At 45.4% G+C, this 25,596-nt stretch carries 19 protein-coding genes; 15 read left to right on the forward strand and 4 right to left on the reverse strand.

Annotated features, from left to right (window positions below; genetic code table 11):
* Positions 1 to 221 precede the first annotated feature (221 nt).
* Positions 222 to 953: a peptidase gene (locus QUB11_RS06765; protein WP_333200262.1), complete on the forward strand. Its 732-nt coding sequence runs from the start codon at positions 222 to 224 to the stop codon at positions 951 to 953.
* A gap of 103 nt (positions 954 to 1,056) precedes the next feature.
* Positions 1,057 to 1,482 (forward strand): NUDIX domain-containing protein, encoded by a 426-nt coding sequence (locus QUB11_RS06770; protein ID WP_333200260.1) that lies wholly within the window; start codon positions 1,057 to 1,059, stop codon positions 1,480 to 1,482.
* Positions 1,483 to 1,804: 322 nt separating this feature from the next.
* On the opposite strand, the gene QUB11_RS06775 is transcribed toward QUB11_RS06770, so the two are convergent.
* Positions 1,805 to 2,317, reverse strand: a complete 513-nt coding sequence (locus tag QUB11_RS06775) for a rhodanese-like domain-containing protein (RefSeq protein ID WP_333200258.1) — start codon at positions 2,315 to 2,317, stop codon at positions 1,805 to 1,807.
* 379 nt (positions 2,318 to 2,696) lie between these two features.
* On the opposite strand from QUB11_RS06775, the gene QUB11_RS06780 reads away from it, so the two are divergent.
* From QUB11_RS06780 to QUB11_RS06790, 3 genes are read left to right on the forward strand one after another with little or no spacing between them, the layout of a single operon-like run.
* On the forward strand, positions 2,697 to 3,425 hold the full coding sequence (locus tag QUB11_RS06780; protein WP_333200256.1) for a hypothetical protein: 729 nt from the start codon (positions 2,697 to 2,699) through the stop codon (positions 3,423 to 3,425).
* Positions 3,426 to 3,465: 40 nt separating this feature from the next.
* Positions 3,466 to 5,397 (forward strand): ATP-binding protein, encoded by a 1,932-nt coding sequence (locus QUB11_RS06785; RefSeq protein ID WP_333200254.1) that lies wholly within the window; start codon positions 3,466 to 3,468, stop codon positions 5,395 to 5,397.
* Positions 5,398 to 5,439: 42 nt separating this feature from the next.
* Positions 5,440 to 6,894: a DUF1802 family protein gene (locus QUB11_RS06790; RefSeq protein WP_333200252.1), complete on the forward strand. Its 1,455-nt coding sequence runs from the start codon at positions 5,440 to 5,442 to the stop codon at positions 6,892 to 6,894.
* 59 nt (positions 6,895 to 6,953) lie between these two features.
* Here QUB11_RS06790 and QUB11_RS06795 read toward each other — a convergent pair whose 3' ends face one another.
* The 3 genes from QUB11_RS06795 to QUB11_RS06805 all read right to left on the reverse strand — a co-directional run bounded on the left by QUB11_RS06795 (position 6,954) and on the right by QUB11_RS06805 (position 11,841).
* Positions 6,954 to 7,670, reverse strand: coding sequence for a Uma2 family endonuclease (locus QUB11_RS06795; protein ID WP_333390095.1), 717 nt, complete (start codon positions 7,668 to 7,670; stop codon positions 6,954 to 6,956).
* A gap of 48 nt (positions 7,671 to 7,718) precedes the next feature.
* Complete coding sequence (locus QUB11_RS06800; RefSeq protein WP_333390097.1) at positions 7,719 to 10,730, reverse strand: EAL domain-containing protein; 3,012 nt, start codon at positions 10,728 to 10,730, stop codon at positions 7,719 to 7,721.
* Between the two features lie 277 nt (positions 10,731 to 11,007).
* The gene (locus tag QUB11_RS06805) at positions 11,008 to 11,841 is read right to left on the reverse strand and encodes a prohibitin family protein (RefSeq protein WP_333390099.1); all 834 of its coding nucleotides are present in this window, start codon (positions 11,839 to 11,841) and stop codon (positions 11,008 to 11,010) included.
* A 625-nt stretch (positions 11,842 to 12,466) separates the two neighbouring features.
* On the opposite strand from QUB11_RS06805, the gene nfi reads away from it, so the two are divergent.
* The 10 genes from nfi (at position 12,467) to QUB11_RS06855 (ending at position 25,374) form a co-directional block, all read left to right on the forward strand.
* Positions 12,467 to 13,120: a deoxyribonuclease V gene (gene nfi, locus QUB11_RS06810; RefSeq protein ID WP_333390101.1), complete on the forward strand. Its 654-nt coding sequence runs from the start codon at positions 12,467 to 12,469 to the stop codon at positions 13,118 to 13,120.
* Positions 13,121 to 13,574: 454 nt separating this feature from the next.
* Positions 13,575 to 13,805: a KGG domain-containing protein gene (locus tag QUB11_RS06815; protein ID WP_006631632.1), complete on the forward strand. Its 231-nt coding sequence runs from the start codon at positions 13,575 to 13,577 to the stop codon at positions 13,803 to 13,805.
* A gap of 489 nt (positions 13,806 to 14,294) precedes the next feature.
* Positions 14,295 to 14,825, forward strand: a complete 531-nt coding sequence (locus tag QUB11_RS06820) for an FHA domain-containing protein (protein ID WP_333390103.1) — start codon at positions 14,295 to 14,297, stop codon at positions 14,823 to 14,825.
* A gap of 234 nt (positions 14,826 to 15,059) precedes the next feature.
* Positions 15,060 to 17,063: an FHA domain-containing protein gene (locus QUB11_RS06825; RefSeq protein WP_333390105.1), complete on the forward strand. Its 2,004-nt coding sequence runs from the start codon at positions 15,060 to 15,062 to the stop codon at positions 17,061 to 17,063.
* A 306-nt stretch (positions 17,064 to 17,369) separates the two neighbouring features.
* Positions 17,370 to 17,798, forward strand: a complete 429-nt coding sequence (locus QUB11_RS06830) for a hypothetical protein (protein ID WP_333200239.1) — start codon at positions 17,370 to 17,372, stop codon at positions 17,796 to 17,798.
* Positions 17,799 to 17,914: 116 nt separating this feature from the next.
* Positions 17,915 to 19,066, forward strand: a complete 1,152-nt coding sequence (locus tag QUB11_RS06835; RefSeq protein ID WP_333200237.1) for a DNA cytosine methyltransferase — start codon at positions 17,915 to 17,917, stop codon at positions 19,064 to 19,066.
* Positions 19,067 to 19,261: 195 nt separating this feature from the next.
* Positions 19,262 to 20,602: a tRNA (N6-isopentenyl adenosine(37)-C2)-methylthiotransferase MiaB gene (gene miaB / locus QUB11_RS06840; RefSeq protein WP_333200235.1), complete on the forward strand. Its 1,341-nt coding sequence runs from the start codon at positions 19,262 to 19,264 to the stop codon at positions 20,600 to 20,602.
* 196 nt (positions 20,603 to 20,798) lie between these two features.
* Entirely contained in the window at positions 20,799 to 21,869 is a 1,071-nt protein-coding gene (locus QUB11_RS06845; RefSeq protein WP_333200233.1) for a D-alanine--D-alanine ligase family protein, read from the forward strand.
* Positions 21,870 to 22,131: 262 nt separating this feature from the next.
* Positions 22,132 to 23,214, forward strand: coding sequence for an AI-2E family transporter (locus tag QUB11_RS06850; protein WP_333200231.1), 1,083 nt, complete (start codon positions 22,132 to 22,134; stop codon positions 23,212 to 23,214).
* A gap of 870 nt (positions 23,215 to 24,084) precedes the next feature.
* On the forward strand, positions 24,085 to 25,374 hold the full coding sequence (locus tag QUB11_RS06855; RefSeq protein ID WP_333200227.1) for an HhoA/HhoB/HtrA family serine endopeptidase: 1,290 nt from the start codon (positions 24,085 to 24,087) through the stop codon (positions 25,372 to 25,374).
* Positions 25,375 to 25,596 lie beyond the last annotated feature (222 nt).

Consider the following 25,596-nt stretch of genomic DNA (forward strand, 5'->3'; position numbering starts at 1 on the left):
AAGTGTGTCTCCGTTTCACTTCGGGCAAAGGAGTTTAACCTTGACTGTTCTAGTCTAGCACAAATACAAGAAATTTATGGATTTTTAGGAATGGATTTAAGAAATTAAAGCCGTCCTAGAAGGACGGGGTTTTAAACCCAATTTTCTGATAAATTATTGTGGGGAGTAGGGGTTGGGCTTCTAGCCCGCCCTAAAAATGAAATTTAAGTGCAGTCAGAAAAATGCGGTTGGGGAAAGTGACAGTAAAACCTCGATTACTGGCTGGTTTGGGATTGGCTTTATGTTGTTTTAGCCTGATAATTTTTAGTCAGGTTAATACTCCGGCGGCGACTGTTTCTTCTCTCCCTAATAGTTTGCCGAATCCACAGGTTCATCCTTTGCCACCAACGCTGGCCAATTGGCAAGATTCCACGGATAGTGGTGATTATTTTGACCAGGTTAAGCAACCGCAATTCGGTCATTTGTTGTGGTCTAAGTTTCCGATTCAGGTTTATGTTGAGCGTCCAGTTGATGCTAATAAGTCTGAAGCATGGGTGGCGGCTGTGTTGGATGTGGTACGGGAATGGGGGGTGTATTTGCCTTTGGAAGTGGTGGATAGTTCGGAGGTGGCTGATATTAGGATTTTACGTCGGGCTCCGCCTTTGCGTCAAGGGGTTTTGCGATCGCGCTCTGGAGAGGCTACCTATGAGTTATACGCCCGTCGGGATGGGGATAAAACTGTGTTATCTCATCGGTTTTCGGTTTATTTGAATCCGAATCAAGTGGGGAAGTATATTCCGGCGACGGCGCGGCACGAGTTGGGCCACGCTTTGGGAATTTGGGGCCACAGTTTGATGGAAACTGATGTGCTTTATTTTTCTCAGGTGAGAAATCCGCCGCCTATTTCCGCGAGGGATGTTAATACTTTGAAGCGGGTTTATGAACAGCAGACTCGCTTGGGGTGGGAATTTTAGTTGAAACCACAAATTCCCGGCGATTGGAAATCGCGTCTACACAAACAAAGTCCGCCTTCGCGAGACTATAAGAACACGATAATTAATAGGAAATATCAGAAACATGAAAGATGAATGTTTTGGGATTGTGCCGATTTTTGGCAAGGAAGCTGATGCTTTGTTTTTGTTGATTCAACATCAAGCGGGACATTGGGCGTTTCCGAAAGGTCACGCGAATCCGGGGGAATCTCCAGCGGAAACGGCAAGACGGGAATTTGAGGAGGAAACTGGTATATCGGATTTTGAAATGCTGGATGAGCCGAGTTTTACGGAACACTATTCTTTTGTTAAGGATGGGGAGCCCATTGAAAAGACTGTGACTTATTTTTTAGGTTTTGTCAATTCGATGGAAGTTGTTTTGCAAGAGGAGGAAGTTCAAAATTCTGCTTGGCTTTCTTTTGAGGAGGCTGTTAAACGGATTACTTTTGATGCAAACCGCCTAATGTTTGGGGAAGTTAAGGCATATTTGGATGGCAGAAAGTTATACTAATTATCGCCTCGTCTTGCAACAATAATGAGTGTGGGTTTGTTTGCTGAAATATTGTGTAAGGTGCGTCGCTCAAAGATTGTGGATATTATTTAAGATTTTTGAGGGCGACGCACCCTACAGATACTGTTGCATGAGTTTTGAGAGTTGGTATTAAAAATCTGCTGTTGAAACCGCTACTAGACAAACGAACTCTCTCTGTAAGAGACTACTAAAATTTAAGACGGATTTGGTATAATTTTTGATAGAAAAACCCGGTAACTTTTGCGATACCGGGTTTATTAAGTGTCAGATTTTATGGGCGAATCCTGCCGCCAATCTGAGGTTATTTGTGGATTTTCTGAGCTTCGGCGTGGTGTTGCAAGCGAGAGAAAACGTTGTAGGCATCGGGGCCAGGAGTATCGTGTTCGACAGCGCCGTCCACGGGGCCGTCGATGGCTTTCCAAGCAGGAATTCCGCCTTTTAGTTCGGCTACTTTTTGAAAGCCTGCTGCGCGGAGAAGATTGGCTGCTTCGGCGGTTTGTTGGTCGTTTTCGCCGTAGATGTAGATATCGCGGATGGGTTCTAAACTCGATTGTGCTCTACCGACTAATTCGTCCATTGGCATCATTACGGCGCCGGTAATGTGGCTTTTGGTGAAGCTTTCAAAGTCACGGGCGTCGATGATTGTGAGTCCGGGTTCGCCCCAATCTAAACGGGCTTTGAGGTCGTGGCTAGATGCTTGAGCTTTTAAACCAGGAGGGGTGGGAGTAAGGTCGGGAAGTTTTTCTTTGATGTCGGAAATTTGGTCGGGAATATTTTTCATGGGTAAAATCTTGTTCAATGTTTTGATTGCCATTGCAATGTAACAAGATGTTTAGGTTGAATTCGTCTTTCTAAAGGCTGAATCCAGCATTGAACTAAAGTCGCAGTTACGCTGGTTTGCTGGTTGTTAGCTGCGGTTGGGATCGCTACATTTGTTGAGGTTGCTAGAGTGTAGCGGGCTGTGCTTAAAATGGTTTCGATCGCATTTACTGCGGAAAATTTGAAGTGCGATCGCTCGTTTGATTCGCTATTTTATCAAAGGATCGCATTTTAGTCAATCCGAATTATTTTTAAATGAAATTTGCATAAGTTGTGTCCAGCGTCGGTAGGGATTGTGCGGAAAAGTTTAAATGTTTCCCAGCAAGGTTTCTGGTAAAATTTGAGAGTAAAAACAAGTATTTAAAGGTATAGATATGTCTGAGAAAGATGAAATTGCGGTGCCTAACACTTTGACACCGGAAGAGCAAGCGGTGTGGGATGCGAAGGCGAAAGTGCGGGTACTGCTGAATTTGTGGGATTTGAGCGGCGGGAAGATGAAGGTGAAAAAGGGGGAGTTGACTAAGCGGATTGTGCGGACTAATGAGACGAGTCAGAGATATCTGGGAGTGCTCGGTGAGTTGCAGGCAACCGGGGCGATCGAGTATTCGCTAGTAAATCGGGTGACGCTGGTGGAATTGACGGCGAAAGGGAAAGAAGTTTTAGCGCAGGGGCTGAAAAGTCGGGATTCTTTGTTTGAGTTTGATGGTTCTCAAATTGGTACTCGGCTGGGAAATTCTTTGTTGAAGTGGATTCGCCATCAGGATGGTGCGGCGAGTGTTGGGGTTGAGAAGGGGAAGGCGGATGTAGGGACGATCGCATCCTATGACGATTTTAAGGCTGTGGCGATCGATGTATATGACAGCTTGAACCGGGATTATAACTTAGACGATTTAGTGCCGATTTATCGGATGCGTCGGGCGATCGGGGAAAGGGTAGGGCGATCGGAGTTCAATGAGTGGCTGTTGGAAATGCAGGCTAATGATATTTTTCAGCTTATAGGTGGTGAGATGACAGACATCACGCTCGATAAGACAGAAGATTCTATCAAGACTAAACTTGGCGGAATGCGCTACTACGCCAAACGCACAAGTTCCGCAAATTGACTTCAATACTTTTTTAGTTCTTTACCTCACACACATTACCATGACTAACTCTCCTGTTTCCTCACTTGAAGAAATTCATGCTGCTCTCCTCGATCTAAACCCATTTGCTAAACATCCTTATCTTAATGCTGGTGATGTTTGGGGCAAAGAATTCTTTGATGTTGAATCTATAAATTCCCATGCTTCTGATGCAGTATTTCAAGCATTAGAGTGCATTCATAAACGTCAATACTCAACAACTTCTATTGCTATAACAGCTCAAGACGGAACAGGTAAAACCCACATTATTAGTCGCATTCGCCATCGATTGCAATCTCAAGGCGGAGGATTGTTTGTGTACGCCAACAAATATGGCGATCTGCGACTAATCAAGCAAGAATTTCAGCGAATTTTAGCTGAAAGTTTGGGAAAGATTGGCTGGCAAGGCGTGACACAGTGGCAAGAACTAGCTACAGCAATGGTTAATCATGGCTTAAAAGCTGCTAAAGCAGAGGCTAAAGTTTTTTCTTCTCAAGAGCTAGTAAAAAAATTTGAAAAAGGTAGTTCAAAACAAGTCAATAAATGGGTAAAAGATCTGACAAAAGCATTTATAAAAGCTAAAAAAGTTAGCGACCCTGATATTGTCAAAGCAATATTTTGGACCCTATCAGATGAGGAATCACTTTATGCAATAAAATGGTTAGAAGGTCAAGAATTAGCTAACTACAAATCCAATGAACTGGAATTACCCAGCCAGCGACAATCTTTTGATGCAGTTTTGCAAATGTTAGATTTGATTAGCGAGTATAACCAGCTTGTCATTTGTTTTGATGAGTTAGACGCGAGTGAGGCATACGATGATATTAGCGGTTTGCATATCAGCCAAATCGTTGCTGGACTCATAAAAGATTTATTGCAAAATCTCAGTCGGGGTGTGATTCTGAGCGTCATGATGCCCGATTCATGGAGCAATAAAATTAAGCAGCTACCCGGTGGGGTGTACAATAAGGTTTCGACTCATGGAAATCCAATTGACTTAAAGTACATGAATCGGGAATCTATTATTGATTTAGTTGGTTGTTGGTTAAAAAAGTATTACGAACTGCGAAATTTAGTTCCTCCTACTCCTGTGTATCCATTTACAGAAAGCCAACTCAGCGAGATTGGTGAGGGAAGAGAAACTATCCGACAGGTTTTGAAATGGTGTCAAGATAACTGTCATCCTCCTATTCTGACTGAGAGGGAAGAGTCAAAGGAAAAAGAACTTTTAGATCCCGTTGAAATTGCTTTTACCAAAGAGTTAGATGAAGACCTTGGAGATTATTTAGAACAGACCTACCTGCTTGCTGATGCTCTTTTATTCGGCTTCCAGACCTTGATTGGCCAAATAGTGGAAAGGGTAAGCGTTCAACAAGTTACAGAGAAAGTCACGCGAAAAGGAGGCAAAAATGATTACATCAATTTTAAGGTTATTGGGAAGGAAAACGGCAAAGATATCAGTATCGGAGTGGCAGTGCTTCAGTATGCTGGTGGCAAAGCCTTGGGCGCTGGATTAAAAAGATTAAATGACTATGAAACCTTTGGTATGACTCGCGGTTGCTTGGTTCGTTCCACCACCAAAAAAATTAGTACATACTTAGAGACAACCTATCTTGAACCGCTAATTAGACAAAAAGGCGGTGAATTTGTGCCACTGAAAGAAGAGGAAATCAGACCGCTGATAGCTATTCGGGCTGTTCATAAGAAGCGGGAAGTAGACTATAGGGTGAGTGAAGAGGAAATTTTCCAATTTATTGCCCAGAAAGGTGCCGATAAAATGCTGGGAGTTAGCAACCCGTTAATTAAAGAGATTCTTAGCGATCCCTCTTATGAGGTTCCGGTCGATATGATTGAAGATGAACCTGTAACTGCAGAAGAATTTATGTTTTCTGATTTATCAGAAGAAGAAGAAACAGATGAGGCGATTGACAATTTGCTAACTGAGTTTAATTAACACTGCAAAAACTATTTACTTCATATTGGCACAAATACTCTCATGTCGCTAGTCAACCTTGACAGGGCTATCCGTTTGCCGGCCCCAGATTTAACGGGTTTAATCCAAGGGCGAACTATCGCAGCCCTAGTTTGGCGAATGTTTAATCCGGGAGAACAATATGCACTTTATCCTGGTATTATTTCAGGTAATCTGCCTTGCGATCAATATTATCGATCGCATTTTTTACCCGTTGCTCAAAAGGCACTTGCTCAGTTAAATTCAAATAAAGTTTCGATCAAAGCTTGGGCTAAGTGCGAATTGTGCCAAATGGTGAATGAGCCGGAATCCTTAGAGGATTTGTCGCGGTTAACAGTCTGGAAAACAGAGGCCTTACAGCAAATTCTCCAGCAGCGTCCTTTTATTTTTGTAGCTTACCTGCGGGTTTATTTGCTACCTCAGCCGCTGGAAATGCCAGTGCATCCCAGCGGCAATTTTGTACCTTTGCCAAAATCCCTAACTGTTACTGATTCAACGCCAGTGTTGAGCGACTCTATCTTTGCCAAACGCCGTCAAAAGCTGGAAAAACTAGAGCCTCCCGAACATCCAGAATTGGAAGAGTTGCAAAGTGCATTAGTGCATTTATCTACCACCAATCCAAAAGCCAAACAACTAGACGCAGAAATCAAAATGTTTCTAGGTTGGAGTAGCGATAAGCCTGTAAAACCAATCAAACCGGATTTAGCTTGGATAAATACCATAGCAGCTTTGGGAAATCGGGCAAAAGAACTAGATACCAACAAAAGCAACTATGAAGCAGGAACCGACTTTGAAATTGTAGTGCGCGATAGCCTTGAGTTTTTGGGATTTACCATAGATTATGCTCACAAAGGTGGTGCTGGCGGCTTAGATTTATTATGCTCCAAACCTTACCCCTTAGTTGGCGAGTGCAAAGCTGGTAAAAAAATCCCTAATGATACAGCAGTTCAATTGCTGAATTTAGGAACGCTACGGCTCCAAGATAAAGAAACACTCGCAAAAGCAACTAAGTTGATTATTGGGCCTGGCGTTCCAACTACTCAACTTATGGATGCAGCAAAAAAACACGGTATGGCAATTATGAACCCTGAGACGCTTGAAAAACTGGTTAAACTTCAAAGCAACTATCCTAACTCGGTGGACTTATTTAAACTTAAAGAATACTTGAAACCGGGACAATCTGATGATGAAGTTGCTAAATATATTGAGCAAGTTGAACAAGAAATTAAAGTGCGATCTGATGTTCTGCATAGTTTGAAAAAGTATCAGGAAAAGAGTGGTTTTGAACGAGCAAGTGTCGAGGCTGTTAGTGGTGCTTATTCAATGTCTAATGCACTTAGACCGTTATCACCCAAAGACTTGCACGAAATTCTCGTTGAGCTTTCCTCTCCTTTGACAAATTATGTGGGGCGAATTAAAGGAGACAATTGGCAAAGCGATCGCTTTTATTTTCTGCGCGACTTGCCGCTAGATGATTGAGATACATCAAGGGCGATTCCCTACGGGATAGCTTCGCCGCGCGTACTCGATCCAATTTCCTACACAGCATCAGGATCTACGCCCAATTCCCGTAACTTCGCCGCCAATCTTTCAGCTTTCTGCAATTGAGCTTGTTCTGCCTTAATTAACCCTTCCACCAATGGCGGATCTAAAATTTCATTGACTGATAATCTCAGATTGGGAAATACTACCGATTCCATTTCCTCACCAGGCAAGAAATCTGTACCCGTGTAACCATCTTCACCTTCAATCAATGCAAAAAGCCGAAGTTTTTGCTTGCCCATTTTAGGATCTACAATGCAATATTCTGGCACATTCGCTAATTCGTACTCTCCGCGTTTAATCACGTAATCTGCACGGCGATTTTCGCTCACCACCTCTACCACTAACAGCGGCTTTTCATCAAATTCGAGGATACCTGCACCGGGTCTAGCAGCAGCTTGTTCCAATAGACTTTGAGTGCAGACAACTACATCGGGAATCCGAGATTTATCTTCATCTGTTCTCACTCCCAGACCAGTTTTTACTACTAAATCAAGATTGTGCGTGGCTAGGTAACGCTGCAATTGGTAAACTAAATATTCGCAAATTTTGATATGTAAAATTGTGGCTGTTGGCATCGGGATTAATTTGCCTTTGTACAGTTCATATTTTACATCAGATTCTCCTTGATAAAATCGGTATTCTTCAAAGGTTAAAGTTGGGGAAGTATCAATTTGCTTGTCTGCTAAAACTGGGGCGATCGATTGAGACATAGGTTTTGGTATGAGTTTGCCTTGATACAGTTCCTATTGTAGATCGGATTACCATTTGGGCGATCGCCTCAACAAGGCTGTAGCTGCCTCACTGTCGAGAGGTTTAGAGAAAAAGTACCCCTGACCGTACTCGCAGCCGATCGCCCGCATTTGAGCCAATTGGACGGCGGTTTCGACACCTTCTGCTACTACCTCCATCCCCAAACTGCGGGCCAGCATCACAATCGCCCGCACGATTTCCAAATTTTCGCCCATTTCCCCGATGCGACTGACAAAAGAGCGATCGACCTTCAAAATATTAATCGGGAACTTGTGCAAATAACTCAGAGACGAATAACCAGTGCCGAAATCATCAATACACAGCCCGATACCCAAGTCTCTCAACTGCGAAAGCATCGCCGCCGCCGCTTCCCCATCTTCCATCACCACAGTCTCAGTAATCTCCAACTTCAAACAGCGAGTGTCAACACCCGTTTCCAGCAAAACTTGTTTAATTTGCTCGATGGATTCCGGTTCCGCAAACTGCCTCCCGGAAAGATTTACTGCTACAGTCAGCGGCGAATTTCCCACAGGTAAATTCAAACTCTGCCACTGAATAATTTGGCGACAGCTTTCGTTCAAAACCCACAAACCCAAAGGCATAATTAACCCAGTTTCCTCCGCCATCGCAATAAATTCCATCGGGGAAACTAAACCCCGTTCCGGGTGCAGCCAGCGCACCAGCGCCTCAAATCCGATAACTGAGCCAGTTTTCAAACTAACGATCGGCTGATAATAAACAGTAAAAGGACATTCCAATTTTAAAGTAGGCAATTGCGACTTCGGACGCTCCAATCTGCGATCGATTTCACTCATCGGCGAGTTTTCCGCCGCCGTCCCACAGGCAAAATCCACTATCGAATATTTCAAATTTAGTTCTTCAACCGACTCCCGTAAATCGTGTTCCAAGTGCATCAAAGCCACAGCCTGAGTGTGCATCGCACTGGTAAAAACTTCGTAGCGAGCTTTACCGAGAGCTTTGGCCCGGTACATCGCAATATCAGCATCGCGCAAAATATCTCCCGGCCACTGATATTTGTCGGTACTCAAAGCAATGCCGATGCTAGCAGTAATTAAAACTTTATTACCTTCCAAATAAAGCGGTCGTTCGATCGTTTTGAGAATTGCCTTTGCTTGGGCGATCGCCTCATCAACACCTTTAATTTCCTCAAGCAAAATCACAAACTCATCTCCCCCCAGACGAGCCACCGTATCCCCTGGCCGCAAACAAGTCAAGAGACGGCGAGCCACAGCCACCAACAGCCGATCGCCCGTGCGGTGTCCCTGACTGTCATTAATCACCTTAAACCTGTCCAAATCCAGAAACAGCACCGCAAACTGCTCGCTCGGATGCCGTTGCGCGCGGGCAAAAGCTTGCCCCAACCTGTCAGTCAACAAAGCACGGTTGGGCAACTCTGTCAGCGCATCGTGCAAAGCATCATGCAACAATTGTTCTTCAGCCATCTTGCGCTCAGTCACGTCGTGACAGTTGACCACAATTCCCCGCACCGAAGGTTCGTTGAGCAAATTCGTCGCCACCGCTTCCAACACGCACCAGGAACCGTCCTTGTGTTTCACTCGGTATTCCGCCATTCCCAGGCTAACTCTGGGCATTTGCATGACACCTTTGAACACTTGATCCACTATCAGCAATTCGTCAGGGTGAATCAAGTCAAATATAGATCGGCCGAGGACTTCTGCCGTCGGGTAGCCCAAAATCCGCTCGGCGGAAGGAGATACATAGCGGCAAAAGCCTTTCTCGTCGAGAATTACAATAATGTCTCTAGCATTTTCAATCAACGATCGAAACCGCTTCTCGCTTTGCCGCAGCTCTTGTTCGGTGCGCTTTTGGTCGGTAATATCGGTATTCATGTAAATCAGACCGACAATTTTCCCTGTAGCGTCTTTAATAGCATCGGCCCGCAGCAACACTTGCAAAGTTTCACCGCTTTTAGTGCGGTTGGTAATTTCACCAAACCAAGAATAACCTTGGGCGATCGTGTCGAGTACCTCCCTAGCGACTGCGGGGTCAGTAAAAACTGCCGATATACCTCCGGCTAGTTTAAATTCCTCTGCCGTGTCCCACTCAAATAGCTGAGAAAACGCTTGATTTTGATAGATGTGAGTGCCGTTCGCATCGCTGATGCCGATCGCGTCACTCGAACTTTCCACCGCCTTGCGAGTCAGCACCAGAGCTTCTTCTGCCCGCTTGCGCTCGGTAATGTCAATTCCTACCAGACAAGCAGCTTTGCCCTCATCGTACTTTTGAGCCACAATTAAATAGTATCCCTCCGACTCTCCCCCGTCGGTTTGTACCTTAACGTTGAGTTCTTTAACCGCTTCCGTAGCGTCATCGGCAAAAAACTCCACCACAAAAGAGTTAAAATCCGAGCTAGCGCCCAGAAAACCAATATCTTGACCAACAAAAGCCGACGGCCGCAAACCATGCAGTTTCGCTAAGTGCTGGTTAACCCCCAAATAGCGCAAATCCGAGCTAATCCAAGATACTGTTCCCGGAACTGCTTCCAAAATCGTTTGCAGTTGGTCGTTAGCTTGCTGCAATGCTTGCTGCACTTCACATATTGGTTCCGCCAAGTCAGACTGAATCCCTACAAAGTGAGTCAAATTAGCGTTGTCGTCTCGCACGGGAGATAGCGATAATTTGCTCCAAAAAGGAGTGCCGTCTTTGCGGTAATTTTTGATTGGTGTCTGGATTTCTCGACCTTGGCGCAAGGCGTCGCGGATCTTAGCTACAGTAGTTCGATCGGTATCCGGGCCTTGCAAAAACCGGCAATTACGCCCCAAGATTTCACTGGCGCAGTAACCTGTCATCCGTTCAAAGGCCGGATTGCAATAAATTATGGGACAATCGGGTGCATTGGCGTCAGCAATGACAATGCCGCAGCTACTAGCTGCCAAGGCTCGATCGCGTAGCCACAGGGCTTCTGACGCAGTATGGCGATCGCCGGCACTCCCCACTTCACCTAAATTAGAAATTGACTGGTTCTCCCGATCTCCCATCAGCCGAACTTTCAAGCAAACCTTTACAATTTCCGAGTTGTTTCTTACTTTAACGTTTTTCAGGACTCGCGCAACGTAAATTGTATCTCCGCATTTTAGTAAGCGGGATTTTACCTTAGTTGTTAGTTGTAATTTCTACACTTGCAGTTGGGCATTTAAAAAAGCACATCTTCACATCCGCAGTGCAAAACCCTCTATTCTTCCCCCCCTCAGACTCTCTCCCCCTCTCCCCTTCTCCCCTTCTCCCCGCGCCCTAGCAATCATGATCCGCAGCAGCTTATTTAGCAGGAGTTGCAGCTTGAGAAGTCGGCGGCGCAATATTAATTAATGGCAAAGTTCCCCCTCCTCCCATTACTGTCGGAAACTGGCCGTTCCATTTTTCAATTGCTTGCTGCTGCAAAATTTCGGCTGTTAATGTTTGCCGCTGCAAGCGTTGAGCTTCAGCTTTACCTTTAGCACGGTTAATTTCAGCTTGAGCATCTTGGGTGGCTTTTTGAACTGTAAATTCTGCTTGTTTAGCTTCTTGTTCTGCTATTTGTTTGGATTCGATGGCTTTGCTAAATTCTGGAGAAAAGCCAAAATTTATTAACGAAACATCTCTGACAATGACGCCGTAAGGTTCCAAACGTTTTTTGAGGCTGTTGTCGATTTCTGTTTTGAGTTCGGTGCGCTTAGTGATAATTTCTTCTGCGGTTTTTTTAGAAGTTGCTGCTTTGAGAACTTCCGAAATTGCCGGACTCAGAATGCTGGTAACAATTTGTTCTTCGTCTCCCACTTGTTGGAAAACTTGATTTACTTTGGCGGGGTCAACATTCCAGTTGACTGCCAAATCTGTAGTAATGCTTTGCAAATCTTTGGATGCTGCATCTGCTTTCAAATCTGTTTTTTGTACCCGGACGCTGATAGTTTTGACAGAAGTGACGATCGGTAAAATCGGGTGAATGCCTTCATCTAAAATCGCGTCTTGAACTTTTCCGAAGCGCATCATAACGCCGCGTTCCCCTGGGCCGACGAGGGCAAAAGGTCTTAAAATTAAGGCGGCGATGATGAAGACGATGCCACCGACGATGTAGAGAGCTAGGTTGTACTGAACACTTTGCATGGTTTTCATATGTTAATTCACCTAAGTTGTTTTACTGGATGTTAGTTTTTTCTTCGATATTATCTAAGATTATAACTTCATGTTAAGGGTGCAACAACTCATAAATTCATTGATTTTTTTTCATAAAAGTCATATAGTTGCGAGGGTCTGGGAACCTCTTAGCTCGATGAGCGGGGATGAACAATGGCACTTGTAGCTGGGTGAGATTATTGATTAATAAATGTTTCAATCATCTTGACAAAGCGGAGTTTATTAGATAATGCAGAAGTAAATAGATAGCTCGATCGCTCTGGGACAATGGATAAAAGGGCGATCGGAGAAAGAAAGCTTTCTAGAAAGCGAAAAAATCAGAATTGAACAGCTAATTTTTGGGTAAATTTTAATGGTAAATGGCAGGTGCGTCCCGCTAAAACCTTTGCGGGTTGCTGCAAGCCAGGAAAGATAGAATTTCCATCTGCGACGTACAGACTCTATTTGTAGAATTGGCATCGGCCCGCCTTGCTCAACCCTCCTGAGTAGAAAAAAGACTGCTTGGGCAAGTTGGGAATTTATAGCTACAAACGATAAAAATCCGAGTTTAAAAATGCCCGAAAATAAGTTAAGCTTAGATGAGAACGGTTGAAGAGAAATCAAGATGTTGCAGCGACACCCTTGGCCGCAGACAGTTGAAGAGGCGATCGCCATTCAAGAACAGCTTCGGTCAGAGGTAATTACCGCCAATCAACTGGACACAGTTCGGTACGTCGCAGGCGTAGATGTCGGCTACGACAGTGCAAACGATGTATCGCGGGCCGCTGTAACAGTTCTGAGTTTTCCCGACTTGCAGTTGCAGCAGCAAGCTGTGGTTCGCAGTCCTACAACTTTTCCTTATATTCCGGGTTTCCTGTCTTTTCGAGAAGTGCCGGCAGTTCTCGAAGCTTTGGAAAATATCAGTTTGACGCCAGACTTGATATTGTGCGACGGTCAAGGACTAGCCCACCCCCGCAGATTCGGTCTTGCGTGCCATTTGGGGGTTTTGACAGGGATTCCCACGATCGGAGTTGCCAAAAATCGATTTATTGGAGAACATTCAGAAGTCGGACTCGATCGGGGCAGTTGGCAACCCTTGCTGCTAGAGGGATCAACGGTAGGCGCAGCGCTAAGGACGCAAACAGGGGTAAAGCCGATGTATGTTTCGATAGGTCATAAGGTAAACTTGATAAGTGCGATCGAGTACGTCCTGCGCTGCGCCCCAAAATATCGCTTACCAGAAACAACTCGATCGGCAGACCAACTAACATCGGGATAAGTGGCAAGCGCGGAAGGCATCAAAAAAAAAGTAAAAAGACCAAAAAAGCATCCGTCTTGGGACTTTTAATTTTTGAGGTGTCGCGGTTAGGTCGAAAAAATCCTCTGAGTCTACCGCCAATCAGGTTTCGGTTCCATCCTTCCAGCGAACTAAAGAATGACTATACCTGAGAAAGAGGTATAAAAGTTGGGGAGGTTTATAGAATGATTGAAAGACAGTAACCAGCTTAAAACATTGGCGGCTCTAACTATAGTGCCCGGGCGTGAACTATTTTTAGTTCACATTTGTAAATTATGAAAGAGTCATCCTGCGAGTTAAACCAAAAGCTTAGATTCGTGTGATGAGGTTTCATAAATTACCGTCGGATATCTCACCACTGACTGGAAGTAACCACGACAGTGGGAGGCGAAGGCGCGATCGAGCTAAAAAATCAGAAACAAACAAGGAGACAGTCATGGCTGAGAAAAGCAAACGCGGATTCGCTTCTATGGATGCAGAAAAACAGCGCGCAATTGCTAGCAAAGGCGGAAAAGCTGCACACGAGAAAGGAACTGCACACGAATTCACCCCTGAAGAAGCCAGACAAGCTGGTCAAAAAGGTGGCGAAGCTGTCAGCAGAAATCGCGAACACATGGCTCAAATTGGTCGCGAAGGCGGTCGGAAAAGCCGCAAGAGCGAAGCTTAAGTCTCTCAAGGCTGGCCCTGTAATGAAAGATTGCACAGTTGCAGCGTGAGAAATAGCACTAGGACAGTAAACGTTTGAGGAGGTGGGGCGATCGAAGTTACCAAGGTAGTTCGATCGCCCCACCTCCAAAATTCGTAACTAGCGCACCAAAGCCTCGCAAATTTGAAAACCCCACAGCAATTAGTTTTTAGCAATCGCTGGCAAATCTTTAACGGCAATTTTTTAACAAAGCTGCACTGGGGTCAATAATTTTGCGGGAAAGAAAAGCTGGTAAGCGCGAGTCAGTCTCTCAAAAAAAGCCAATACGAGCACTAAAAGCCCCGAACTCAGGGCTTTTTTGTTTAGCTGCACATAATAATATTTTTAGAAGTGCGATCGAGCCTGCCTCAATAAGCCTCAATAATTCTAATTAAGTTTTTTGGTGAGGAAGTCCGTCCTCCAAATAAATCAGTTAATATTTTTTTATATTTTTGAGCTAACTATAAAATCATGACAAGCCAGCTCACTTTAGCATGGACAGAAGCTGGGGTGCGTCAAACTCAGACAATTGAAAACGGACAGCCGAGCAAAAATCCGGGAACCGTGAGGCTAGGGCGCGATCCGGCGAAGTGCGATATAGTATTTTCGCATCCCAGCGTATCGGGTCTGCACGTTGAAATATTTTTTAATCAGGAATTGCAGGAGTATGCAGTGCGGAATTTGCGCGAAACCAATCCGCCGCTGGTAGATGGAAAAATTCTCGCCCAAGGCGAAGCAAAATTGAAATTGGGAAGCCACATCCATTTAGGCCAAGTGGAAATTGAGGTGCTGAAGGTGACGGAGGTGCAGGTAGCCGCGCCCCAGACAGTTTTGCTGTCGGGGCCTCCCGCACCTGGTAACTTTCACCCGACGGGGCCTTCACAATATGGTTTGCAGTGTCCCAAATGCAGCCGAATTTCGCCTTACGCGCAGTTGAATGCGGGGTGTCCGTGGTGCGGTACTTCTTTGGCTGCGGCGGCGAGTGTGGTGATATCTCCGTGAAAATTTGAAAAACTGAGATGTTGCACCATTCTCAATTACTTGTTTAGGAACAGGCTTTTCGGCCTGTTCCACAAGAAAATTCATCTATTGTGGAATGGGCATCTTGCCCGTTCTTGACAATGGTGCAAGATTTAAGAAAAACGGAAAATCAGGGTATTCGCTAAACACTCTCAACTTCAAAAATCTTTTTTTGCAGAAAGCTCAAAGCCGACGGCTGATGTTTAAAAAATAATCATGAATTCTCAACCCTTGCGCCTGCGACTGACTTGGACAGATACAGCTACGGGGGATTGTCGATCCCCGATACTCGACTTACCCATCGCTTTGGGACGAATTTTTGAAGCTATGCCCGCCACAATCAACGGGAAACGAGTTTCTCGAATTGCCCTCAGCAGCAGTCAAGTTTCTCGGTTCCATGCAGTGATAGGCACCGAAGGTAACAGTATTTTACTTACTGACACGGGTAGCCGCAACGGTACTTTTGTCAACGGCGTTCGCCAAACCCGTTGCGTGCTGGCAAACGGGGATATGCTGCAAGTTGGGCCCTACGCGATCGGCATTTCTTTTGCTGTTAATTCCCCAGAAACGCCGTCGGTCAATTCTCACATTTTCTTTAACCCGCAGACCAATGGGCCAGACCCCGCGTTGGGCCAGCCAATAATGTTGCAGCTTCCTCAAACAAGTAGTAGGGGAGAATTTCCGCCGATTGCATTTTTGCAAGCTTCTCAAGTGTCAATGCGATCGCTCGAATCTAGGGGACTTCCTGTAGCAGAAGTTGATTGGGCGGCCGTTGGCGGCGGTTTGGGCAGCTTTATTTGGGTGGATGTGCTGAGAATTTGCGGCGTGAAAATCGATCGAATTGCGGTTTTGGGCATGGAAAACCAGCCTTACGCCCGCTACCTGCGTCTATGCCTGAATTCCCAAATTCCGCTGCGGGAACGCCTACGATCGAATTCTGACTCTTGTCCAGACAACATTTGGGGGTGGCCTCCCTATGCTTTGCGGGAAGCTTGGCAGGAATTGCTCAAAGGGCGTTTGGGAGTATCACTGATGTTGATGTGGCAGGTGTTTGCTGAACCGACTTTTGCCGAAACTTATACGCCTCGCGCGGGGAATGTGTTTGATTCTATTGACAGGGAAGTCGATCGAATTGGGTGGAATCAGATGTTTCGCTATGGTAGAGTGCGGGGAATTCGCAAAACAGATGACGGCAGGTACGCGATCGCTTATTCTCGATCGAATGCGGATCACCGCGAGCACGCTTTTTTAATCGCCAAATACGTACACTTAGCCACCGGCTATCCCGCCATTCAATTTCTGCCAGACTTGCAAGCTTACCGCGAAAAAACCCAGGATTTTGAGTCGGTTGTCAACGCTTACGAAAGCCACGACGGCGTTTACGAAAAATTGGAGGCCAGCGGTGGCAGCGTGTTAATTAGAGGCCGGGGAATTGTGGCTTCGCGGGTGGTGCAGCGAATTTACGAAGCGCGACAGCGGAACAGTAATATTCAAGTATTGCATTTGATGCGATCGCCCAAACCTCAAGGTAACAAATTTAAACTCGCTGAGCGCAGGGTCGAAAATCACTACGAATTTCAACCTTTCAACTGGCCGAAAGCTTGCTGGGGCGGGGAACTCCGCGTACTTTTGGAAAAAGCCGCCCCTGAATTGCGCCCGCAGTTGCTCACAGACTGGGGCGGAACTACCACAGCCCAGCGCAGCGACTGGCGGCGGATTGTCAAAGAAGGTTTAAGTCAAGGATGGTATCAAATTACCTTCGGGGAAGTCGAGCGAGTCGAGCGCGACAGTCAAAACCGCACGGTGACGTACATTCAGGAGAAGGAACTCAAGGGGCAAATTAAGTTAGAAGCTGATTTTATTATTGATGCTACGGGTTTGGACGCTAAGGTAAAAACCAGTCCCTTGTTAAACGATTTGGTAGCTCAATATAATCTTCCCCTCAACGGTTTGGGCCGGCTGAGTGTTAACAACGATTTTGAAGTGCCCGAATTGCGGAATTCTTCTGCTAGCAATACAGAAGGCCGGGTATACGCAGCCGGCGCGATTACTTTGGGAGGGCCTTACGCGCCCGTAGACAGCTTTTTGGGCTTGCAATACGCCGCCTTGCGATCGGTTGAAAGTCTGGCAGCCAACCGAGTTCCGGGTGTACGGAAATTGAGCGTTTGGCGATCGTTCGTGCAGTGGTTGAAGTGGATTTTAAATAAATCTCCCGACTAACTGGAAAGAGGAAGTTCGGCAACAAGCAATGTACAGAATTTAATGGATTTAACTGAGATATTGCACCATTTTCAATAGGTTTTTTACGGGCAGGTTTTTTACGGGCGGGCTCTCCTGCCCAACCCCTACTCCCCACAAGAAAACTCACTCTTTGTGGAACAGGCATCTTGCCTGTTCTTGAAAATGGTAAAAGATGTGAGATTTAACTGATTAAAACTAACTTCGCCTTCAATCTAAAATCTAAAATCTAAAATCGAACAACCTTCCCATTCAATCTAAAATCTAAAATCTAAAATCTAAAATCGCATGACTCCCACCTTATTCGGTCGCTGGCAAACTCGGTTACTGTTATTTGCAACCGTAGGCGTTTTAGTAACGCTGCCCTTTTGTCTGGGTTTAATTACCTCCCAATCAGGCTCTATCTTTTTCTGGATTTTAGGGTATGTAGCGATTTTTGGCCTCGGCTGGGATGCTTTATATATATACATCCAGCAGTTTCGCTGGGATCGAGATTGGCCCGGCGCGTTTCAATTGCTGGCAGGGATTTGGGAAGCACTTTTTGTGTTATTTTTAATCAAAGTTATCGGTTTACCGGGGATACCTGCACAAGATTTTGACTTGGGAGCTTTTGCTTTGCATTATAGTTTAGTGTGGCTGGCTATTTATCTGGCATCCCAAACACTGATGCGGATTTTGTTTCCCCACTGGCGTTTCCGAGGCGGGCAATGGTTGTAATTATACCTGTAGGGGCAGTTTTTACCAACAAGAATCGCCTCAAATCCATAATCTAATAAACCCGCCCCGGCTATTCTACCAATTCCCAATTCCCAATTCCCCATGCCCCATTCCCCATGCCCAATTCCCAATTCCCCATCCCCTGTATTTTCTCATTTTTTTCGGGTTCTGGCTTGCTCGATCTGGGCTTTGAGTCGATCGGCTTTAATGTAGCGTATGTCAATGAAATTTTCCCACCTTTCATGCAAGCATACCGCTATTCTCGGCAGTGCCTGAATTTACCACAGCCAGAATACGGATATTGGGAAGGAGAGGAAGCAGATGTAACTCGACTTGTAGGGGGAGAACCAGCTTTTCGCCTGCGGGAATTGATGCAGGATGCCCGCAAGCATCACGATATTGTAGGATTTATCGCGGGGCCGCCTTGTCCTGACTTTTCTATTGGTGGCAAAAACCGGGGTGGGGAAGGAGATAAAGGTCAACTTTCAGCTTCCTACATTGAATTGATTTGTCAGCAGCAGCCAGATTTCTTTTTATTTGAAAATGTCAAAGGTTTGTGGAGAACCAAAAAACATAAAGCTTTTTACGACGCACTCAAAAATCAGTTGGCTGATTCGGGATACGTTTTTGCCGAACGTTTAATTAATGCGATAGAATACGGTGTCCCGCAAGATAGGGATAGAATTATTTTGATTGGGCTTAGAAAAAACCTTGTCAAAAATCTGGGCATTTCCCTAGAGGAAAAAAGCCAAATGTTATCCGAAAGTTTATTTCCTTGGCAAAGTCAAATATTATATCCCAAATCAGAAACTTTTTCTCATCCTTGGCCTGATAGAAATGCCTTTGCAGGTGATGGTTTCTTGCCTTGTCCTGATGGCATTCCCCAAGATTTAACGGTAGAATTTTGGTTCCAAAAAAATGACGTTCTCAACCATCCCAATGCCAAACACTATTTTCAACCCAAAGCAGGCATTAAGCGGTTTGCTTCCGTTGATGAAGGAGATGATTCAAAAAAATCTTTCAAGCGATTGCACCGATGGCGTTATTCGCCAACAGCTTGTTACGGCAATAACGAAGTTCACTTGCACCCTTACAAACTTCGCCGGCTTTCTGTTGCAGAAACACTGGCTATTCAGTCACTACCAAAAGATTTTGCACTGCCGCCCAAGATGACGTTGACTAATATGTTTAAAACTGTTGGCAATGGGGTTCCTTATTTGGCGGCACAAGGTATTGCCAAAACAATTTTACAGTTTTTATCTCACTAAAAAAACAGAATAGCCAGATACCCGACTTCGCAGATTTTGTCGGTATCTAAAAATATTTGTAGCGATAAGGGGCGCATTGCACACCCTATAATTATTAAAATTCCCAATTACCAGACGTATGTCATTTAACACAGAAGTGTTATAATAAAGTGTTAAGGTTGAAAACCTATATTTTTTATTTGCCTGCAATTCGCCATGACCGTTAAACCCCGCCGCTATCACATCACTACTTTCGGATGCCAGATGAATAAAGCCGACTCGGAACGGATGGCCGGCATTCTGGAAAATATGGGCTTTGAGTTCTCGGAAGACCCGAACGAAGCTAGCTTGATTCTCTACAATACTTGCACGATTCGCGACAATGCCGAACAAAGAGTTTATTCTAACCTAGGAAGGCAAGCTCATCGCAAGCGCCAAGAACCGGGTTTAACTTTAATTGTAGCTGGATGCGTGGCGCAGCAGGAAGGTGAAGCGCTGCTGCGGAGAGTGCCGGAATTAGACTTAGTAATGGGGCCGCAACACGCTAACCGACTTGAAGATTTACTCGAACAAGTTTTTGAGGGCAATCAAGTTGTGGCGACTGAAGCTGTGGAAATTATGGAGGATATTACTAAGCCGCGCCGCGATAGTAAGGTGACTGCTTGGGTGAATGTAATTTACGGCTGCAATGAACGCTGCACTTATTGTGTTGTCCCGAATGTTCGCGGGGTTGAACAGTCGCGAATGCCGGAGGCTATTCGCGCGGAAATGGAGGATTTGGGCCGTCAAGGTTACAAGGAAGTAACTTTGTTGGGGCAAAATATTGATGCTTACGGGCGCGATTTGCCGGGGACAAAACCGGACGGCAGCAACCAGCATACTTTGACGGATTTGCTTTATTTTTTGCAGGATGTGCCTGGTGTCGATCGCCTCAGATTTGCTACTAGCCACCCGCGCTATTTTACGGAAAGATTGATTAAGGCTTGTGCTGAATTACCGCAGGTTTGCGAACATTTTCACATTCCTTTTCAGTCGGGAGATAATGATATTTTGAAGGCGATGTCGCGGGGTTATACTCAGGAAAAATACCGCCGGATCATTGATACAATTCGCCGTTATATGCCGGATGCTTCGATTACTGCGGACGCGATTGTCGGTTTTCCTGGGGAGACGGAAGCACAGTTTGAGAAGACTTTGAAGTTGATCGAAGAGGTTGGTTTCGATTTGGTGAATACTGCGGCTTATTCGCCTCGCCCTGGGACGCCTGCGGCTTTGTGGGAAAATCAGTTGAGTGAGGAGGTGAAAGCCGATCGCCTGCAACGAATCAATCATGTGGTGACAACAACGGCGATGGAACGATCGCAGCGCTATTTCGGACGCACTGAAGAGGTTTTGGTGGAAGTCCAGAATCTCAAAGATCCAACTCAGGTGATGGGGCGAACTCGCGGCAATCGTCTCACATTTTTTAAGGGCGATATTGCTGAATTGGCGGGTAAAATTGTGCGGGTTAAAATTACAGATATTCGCGCTTTTAGTTTGACGGGAGAAATGCTTTAAATAGCACCGGAATGAGATAGGGACGGCTTACTGGTGAACTCTTCTAAGAAGATGTAATTTTTTTTACCGCAGAGAGCGCAGAGGACACAGAGGAAGAGTGGAAGGGAGGAGATAAGTAGTCTTAAAGCGGTTCGTATGTGCCTTAGTTGCGCTCTCTGCGTGTATATTTGTCGAAAAGTCCTAGGAGTAGTGGAAAATGACAATGATGCGGATCGGGCTATTGTTCGGGGGGCGATCGGGCGAACACGAAGTCTCAATTAGTTCGGCGCGGGCGATCGCCCGTGCCCTCGCTGCTGACGAAAATGCCTCTAAATACGAAGTTCTGCCCTTTTACATCCAAAAAAACGGCCGCTGGCTGTCGGGAACATTACCTCAAGAAGTCTTAGCCACCGGAAAACCTCTGGAAATAGAGGAACAAACAGCACAAAACGACTCTCCCGCTGGACAGTTTCCTAATTTTAATGCCGTAGATGTTTGGTTCCCTGTTTTGCACGGCCCAAACGGTGAAGATGGTACGGTGCAAGGGTTGCTGAAATTAATGCAAGTTCCTTTTGTCGGTTCGGGGGTTTTAGGTTCGGCGCTGGGAATGGATAAAATTGCCATGAAAATGGCTTTTGCTCAAGCTGGTTTGCCACAGGTAAAATACATCGCTGTCAACCGTTCCGAAATCTGGTCTAATCCTTGCGTTTTCCCTAAACTCTGTGATAAAATTGAAGCAGCTTTGGGCTATCCTTGCTTTGTGAAACCGGCCAATTTGGGCTCGTCTGTGGGAATTTCTAAAGCTCGATCGCGCGCTGAGTTAGAAGCAGCCCTCGACAGCGCCGCTAGCTACGATCGGCGGATAATTGTCGAAGCGGGTGTGGTTGCTAGAGAATTAGAATGTGCAGTTTTAGGTAACGATAATCCCCAAGCTTCAACCGTGGGAGAAATTACTTTTCAAAGCGATTTCTACGACTACGAAACTAAATATACCCAGGGACAAGCCGACTGCTCAATCCCGGCAAAAGTCAGCGGTGCGATCGTCTCGCAAATCCAAGAAATGGCAGTACAAGCATTTTTGGCTATAGACGCGGCAGGTTTAGCGCGAGTAGACTTTTTCTACATTGAATCAACCGGAGAAGTTTTGATTAACGAAATCAACACTTTTCCCGGCTTTACAGCTACCAGTATGTATCCGCAAATGTGGGCCGCAGACGGCATTTCTTTCCCTGAATTAGTAGACCGTTTAATTCAATTAGCTCTCGAACGGTACGGGGAAAAAGGTTGAATCGTGCGCTGCAAACTGCTGCCCGGTCAACAGCAACAAATATTTGTTTCGCAGGTGATATATCCATAGCAGCGGAAACGATATAACATGGTTGTGGCAGGCAGTGCCTGCCAGCAACCCAATTTCCGCTGGGGGTCGAGCTACTGCGAATTTTCAGCAGTCGGGTATAAATTAAATGCACCCTAAAATGTTTAAGCGAGAACGGCAAATAGCAGCGTCAATCTCACATCTTGCATCTCAAATTTTAACTCGGTTAACTTAGATGAGACGTTTCACTCAACTGCCGCAGTGGTGGACTTACGGACTGGTATTTCCCCTAGCGGTACTCAACTGCTGGTTAGCCCTCCTAGTCTTTGAATATTTTCGCGCCCTGATTACAGTTTTGGTAGTGGCTACAGTGCTGTCTTTTTTGCTAGATTATCCAGTGCGCTTTCTGCACAGATACGGCTTGAAGCGCGATCGAGCAGTTTTGTCGGTATTGTTTTTGACTTTACTGCTATTGGTGGTTTTAGGTCTGACTCTAGCCCCCATTCTGCTAAACCAAATTACTGAACTTGCCACCCGACTGCCGACTTGGATAGTTTCTGGCACAGAACAGATTGAAGCATTCCACAATTGGGCCGAAAATCGCAATCTCCGCATTGATGTTAGCGGTTTGACTACCCAATTGAGCGATCGACTTTCATCTCAATTGCAGTCTCTCACTGGCGAAATTCTCAAATTTGGCTTGGGTGCTGCAGACAGTCTGTTGAATTTCCTCCTCACAATAGTCGTGACATTCTACTTGCTCTTGCACGGCGATCGCGTATGGGAAGGATTGTTTAAATGGTTTCCCTCCAAGCATAGCCTTCAATTGCGAGAGTTGCTGGCGCGAAGCTTCCACAACTACTTCGTCGGGCAAGCAACTTTGGCGGGCTTGATGGGATTGTCTATCACTGTTGCTTTTTTAATTATGCGAGTTCCCTTCGGACTTCTGTTTGGTTTGGGTGTCGGTGTAATGACTATGATTCCCTTCGGAGCACCTTTCAGTATTTGCATTGTCAGTTTGCTGATCACATTAAACAACTTTTGGCTCGGCGTCACAGTTTTAGCTGTCGCTACAGTAATTGAGCAAATAATTGAAAGCGGGGTTGCTCCTCGGTTATTAGGCGGTTTTATAGGTCTCAATCCTGTGTGGATTTTAGTGGCGCTGCTGGTGGGGGTTAAGGTGGCAGGAATAGCAGGTTTGTTAGTTGCTGTGCCGATGGCTGGTTTTATTAAGAATACTGTTGATGTTTTGGAAAGTTCGAGGAACAAGTCGAGGGAAATTGATTCGGTTAGTTCCATTGAACCTATGGAGCAATAAAATTCCTCCATAGGTTCAAATTTTAGATTTCAAAAGAGTTTTTGCAGGCTATTGTGACCGAAAGCATCCAGGATACAAGCCCCCGAACTTATCTCGCGCAAGTCAATGCTTCAATTCTAAAATCTAAAATCTAAAATCTAAAATCGATTGACTTAGGTTTAATTGGTACTTTAGCTTGAGGCTTTATATCAAATCCGGTAGCATCGGAATTATTCCTCTCTGTATTCTCTCCCTCTGCGTTCTCTGCGCCCTCTGCGGTTAAATCATTCCGATACAACCGAAAACGATATTACAGGTTTTTTACTTCCTGCTTTAGGGTGAGGCTTTCCGGTGCTTTAGCTGCGATCCTTCCTGGATACAGGCGCGGTCAAAAACTTCGTTTCTACGTTAACGTCGATCGCTCCCAACAAAGATTTTGCGTAGAAACCTGGTTTTGTTGAGTCCAGGATTATTTTTGACCAAGAATTTATTGATGGTACTCGCCACGTGATTTATCCGTGGAATCAATCCAAAATCTAAAATCTAAAATCCTCAAGCCCCCGAATTTATCGGTGTGGTCAATCCAAAATCTAAAATCTAAAATCTAAAATCGAATGACTTCGGATATCAATCCTGTGAAAAGTTCGCGGGAAATACGGAATATGCGAGCTGGCTACCGTAGTTTATATTATCGCACTCAGACAGCAATTCGCCAGTGCCGACCCAGTTCGATCGCACTCAAAAGCTCGAATCCACAAACAATTTGCCTACGACTGTCCGGTTTCTACCCCAGCTTGTAGGGTAAACCCCACCAGTCAAGCAGAACTCATAAATGCTTGAATTAAAATTAAAGAACCTTTAGTTCTAATTTAATTACAGTAGGTGCTAAAAATGCAAAATCCTAATTATAACTCTCCCTCTAACTCCCACCAACTCAATACTATGTCAACTAAAAATATGCCTGCTACAACTGTGCGTTCTCGCCGTTCTTCTTTGCCGAAAAAACTGGCTTTTTTATCCCTCATTTTGCTCGGCTCCACCGCAACTGTTGGGTGCAACGCCCTAACTTCTGGAGTTCCTGGAAGTTCTAACGCCATTCAAGCTGAACCTTCAACTACAGCGCCAATCTCAGCATTGCCTGCGAATATACTGCCTTCTCAAGACTCTAATTTTGTTACTAAAGTTGTGCAGGAAGTCGGCCCGGCGGTAGTGCGGATTAATTCTTCTCGCACCGTGACGAACCAAGTTCCAGATGAGATACCTGAGCAATTCCGCCGCTTCTTCGGTTCCGAATCTCCGATTGCACCGGGAAATCGAGTAGAACGGGGTTCTGGTTCGGGTTTTATTTTTGGTTCCGACGGTCGCATTTTGACTAACGCTCACGTCGTTGACCGGGCAGATACGGTGACGGTAAAACTGAAGGATGGCCGTGAATTTGTCGGCAAAGTTTTAGGCGTAGATACAGTTACTGATGTGGCTGTTGTTAAAATTGAAGCTACCAATTTGCCTGTGGTGAGTTTGGGCAAATCTGAAGAATTAGAGCCGGGAGAATGGGCGATCGCGATCGGCAATCCCCTCGGTTTGGATAATACTGTGACTGTGGGAATTATTAGCGCTACAGGCCGTTCTAGCGCCGATGTCGGTGTTCCTGACAAGCGCGTCAGCTTTATTCAAACCGACGCTGCGATCAATCCTGGTAATTCTGGTGGCCCGCTGCTGAACCAGCGCGGTCAAGTTATCGGCATGAATACGGCGATTATTCAAGGCGCTCAAGGATTGGGTTTTGCTATTCCGATCGATCGAGCACAACAAATTGCCGAGCAATTAGTAACAGCAGGAAAAGCCGAACATCCTTATCTCGGCGTTCGGATGTTGAGCATTACTCCCGAAATCAAGAAAGAATTTAATCAAAATCCCAACACCAAATTGAGGCTGACTGAAGATAAAGGTGTGTTAGTTTTGGGAGTTGCGAAAAATTCTCCGGCGGCACAAGCTGGAGTTCGCGTTGCCGATGTGATCAAGAAAATCAATGGTGCAGAAGTAACTGATGCTGGCAGCGTACAGCAAATTGTCGAGAAAAGTACAGTGGGCAGCGATCTGCAGCTTGAATTGAGCCGCGGCGGACAACCTGTTACTGTGGCGGTGAAAGCGGGTGCTTTTCCAGCGGATCAGGAGCGGTAGAATTGTTGATTGAAACTTAGATCTTGCACCATTCTCAATTAGCATTTTAGGAACAGGCAAGATGCCTGTTCCACAAGAAAATCTACTCTTTGTGGAACGGGCCGGAGAGCCCGTTCTTGAGATTGGTGTAAGATGTGAGTTTTAGCTTAGATATTGCACCATTCTCAATTAGGATTTTATGAACAGGCAAGATGCCTGTTCCACAAGAAAATTTATCTCTTG

The organism is Microcoleus sp. B6-A1 (assembly GCF_036705085.1).
In the GTDB taxonomy this organism is placed as follows: domain Bacteria; phylum Cyanobacteriota; class Cyanobacteriia; order Cyanobacteriales; family Microcoleaceae; genus Microcoleus.

Excerpts from the sequence above, each read along its gene's own strand:
- QUB11_RS06765 (WP_333200262.1), top strand. The coding sequence starts at position 222 with ATGCGGTTGGGGAAAGTGACAGTAAAACCTCGATTACTGGCTGGTTTG.
- QUB11_RS06770 (WP_333200260.1), top strand. The coding sequence starts at position 1,057 with ATGAAAGATGAATGTTTTGGGATTGTGCCGATTTTTGGCAAGGAAGCT.
- QUB11_RS06775 (WP_333200258.1), bottom strand. The coding sequence starts at position 2,317 with ATGGCAATCAAAACATTGAACAAGATTTTACCCATGAAAAATATTCCC.
- QUB11_RS06780 (WP_333200256.1), top strand. The coding sequence starts at position 2,697 with ATGTCTGAGAAAGATGAAATTGCGGTGCCTAACACTTTGACACCGGAA.
- QUB11_RS06785 (WP_333200254.1), top strand. The coding sequence starts at position 3,466 with ATGACTAACTCTCCTGTTTCCTCACTTGAAGAAATTCATGCTGCTCTC.
- QUB11_RS06790 (WP_333200252.1), top strand. The coding sequence starts at position 5,440 with ATGTCGCTAGTCAACCTTGACAGGGCTATCCGTTTGCCGGCCCCAGAT.
- QUB11_RS06795 (WP_333390095.1), bottom strand. The coding sequence starts at position 7,670 with ATGTCTCAATCGATCGCCCCAGTTTTAGCAGACAAGCAAATTGATACT.
- QUB11_RS06800 (WP_333390097.1), bottom strand. The coding sequence starts at position 10,730 with ATGGGAGATCGGGAGAACCAGTCAATTTCTAATTTAGGTGAAGTGGGG.
- QUB11_RS06805 (WP_333390099.1), bottom strand. The coding sequence starts at position 11,841 with ATGAAAACCATGCAAAGTGTTCAGTACAACCTAGCTCTCTACATCGTC.
- nfi (WP_333390101.1), top strand. The coding sequence starts at position 12,467 with ATGTTGCAGCGACACCCTTGGCCGCAGACAGTTGAAGAGGCGATCGCC.
- QUB11_RS06815 (WP_006631632.1), top strand. The coding sequence starts at position 13,575 with ATGGCTGAGAAAAGCAAACGCGGATTCGCTTCTATGGATGCAGAAAAA.
- QUB11_RS06820 (WP_333390103.1), top strand. The coding sequence starts at position 14,295 with ATGACAAGCCAGCTCACTTTAGCATGGACAGAAGCTGGGGTGCGTCAA.
- QUB11_RS06825 (WP_333390105.1), top strand. The coding sequence starts at position 15,060 with ATGAATTCTCAACCCTTGCGCCTGCGACTGACTTGGACAGATACAGCT.
- QUB11_RS06830 (WP_333200239.1), top strand. The coding sequence starts at position 17,370 with ATGACTCCCACCTTATTCGGTCGCTGGCAAACTCGGTTACTGTTATTT.
- QUB11_RS06835 (WP_333200237.1), top strand. The coding sequence starts at position 17,915 with ATGCCCAATTCCCAATTCCCCATCCCCTGTATTTTCTCATTTTTTTCG.
- miaB (WP_333200235.1), top strand. The coding sequence starts at position 19,262 with ATGACCGTTAAACCCCGCCGCTATCACATCACTACTTTCGGATGCCAG.
- QUB11_RS06845 (WP_333200233.1), top strand. The coding sequence starts at position 20,799 with ATGACAATGATGCGGATCGGGCTATTGTTCGGGGGGCGATCGGGCGAA.
- QUB11_RS06850 (WP_333200231.1), top strand. The coding sequence starts at position 22,132 with ATGAGACGTTTCACTCAACTGCCGCAGTGGTGGACTTACGGACTGGTA.
- QUB11_RS06855 (WP_333200227.1), top strand. The coding sequence starts at position 24,085 with ATGCAAAATCCTAATTATAACTCTCCCTCTAACTCCCACCAACTCAAT.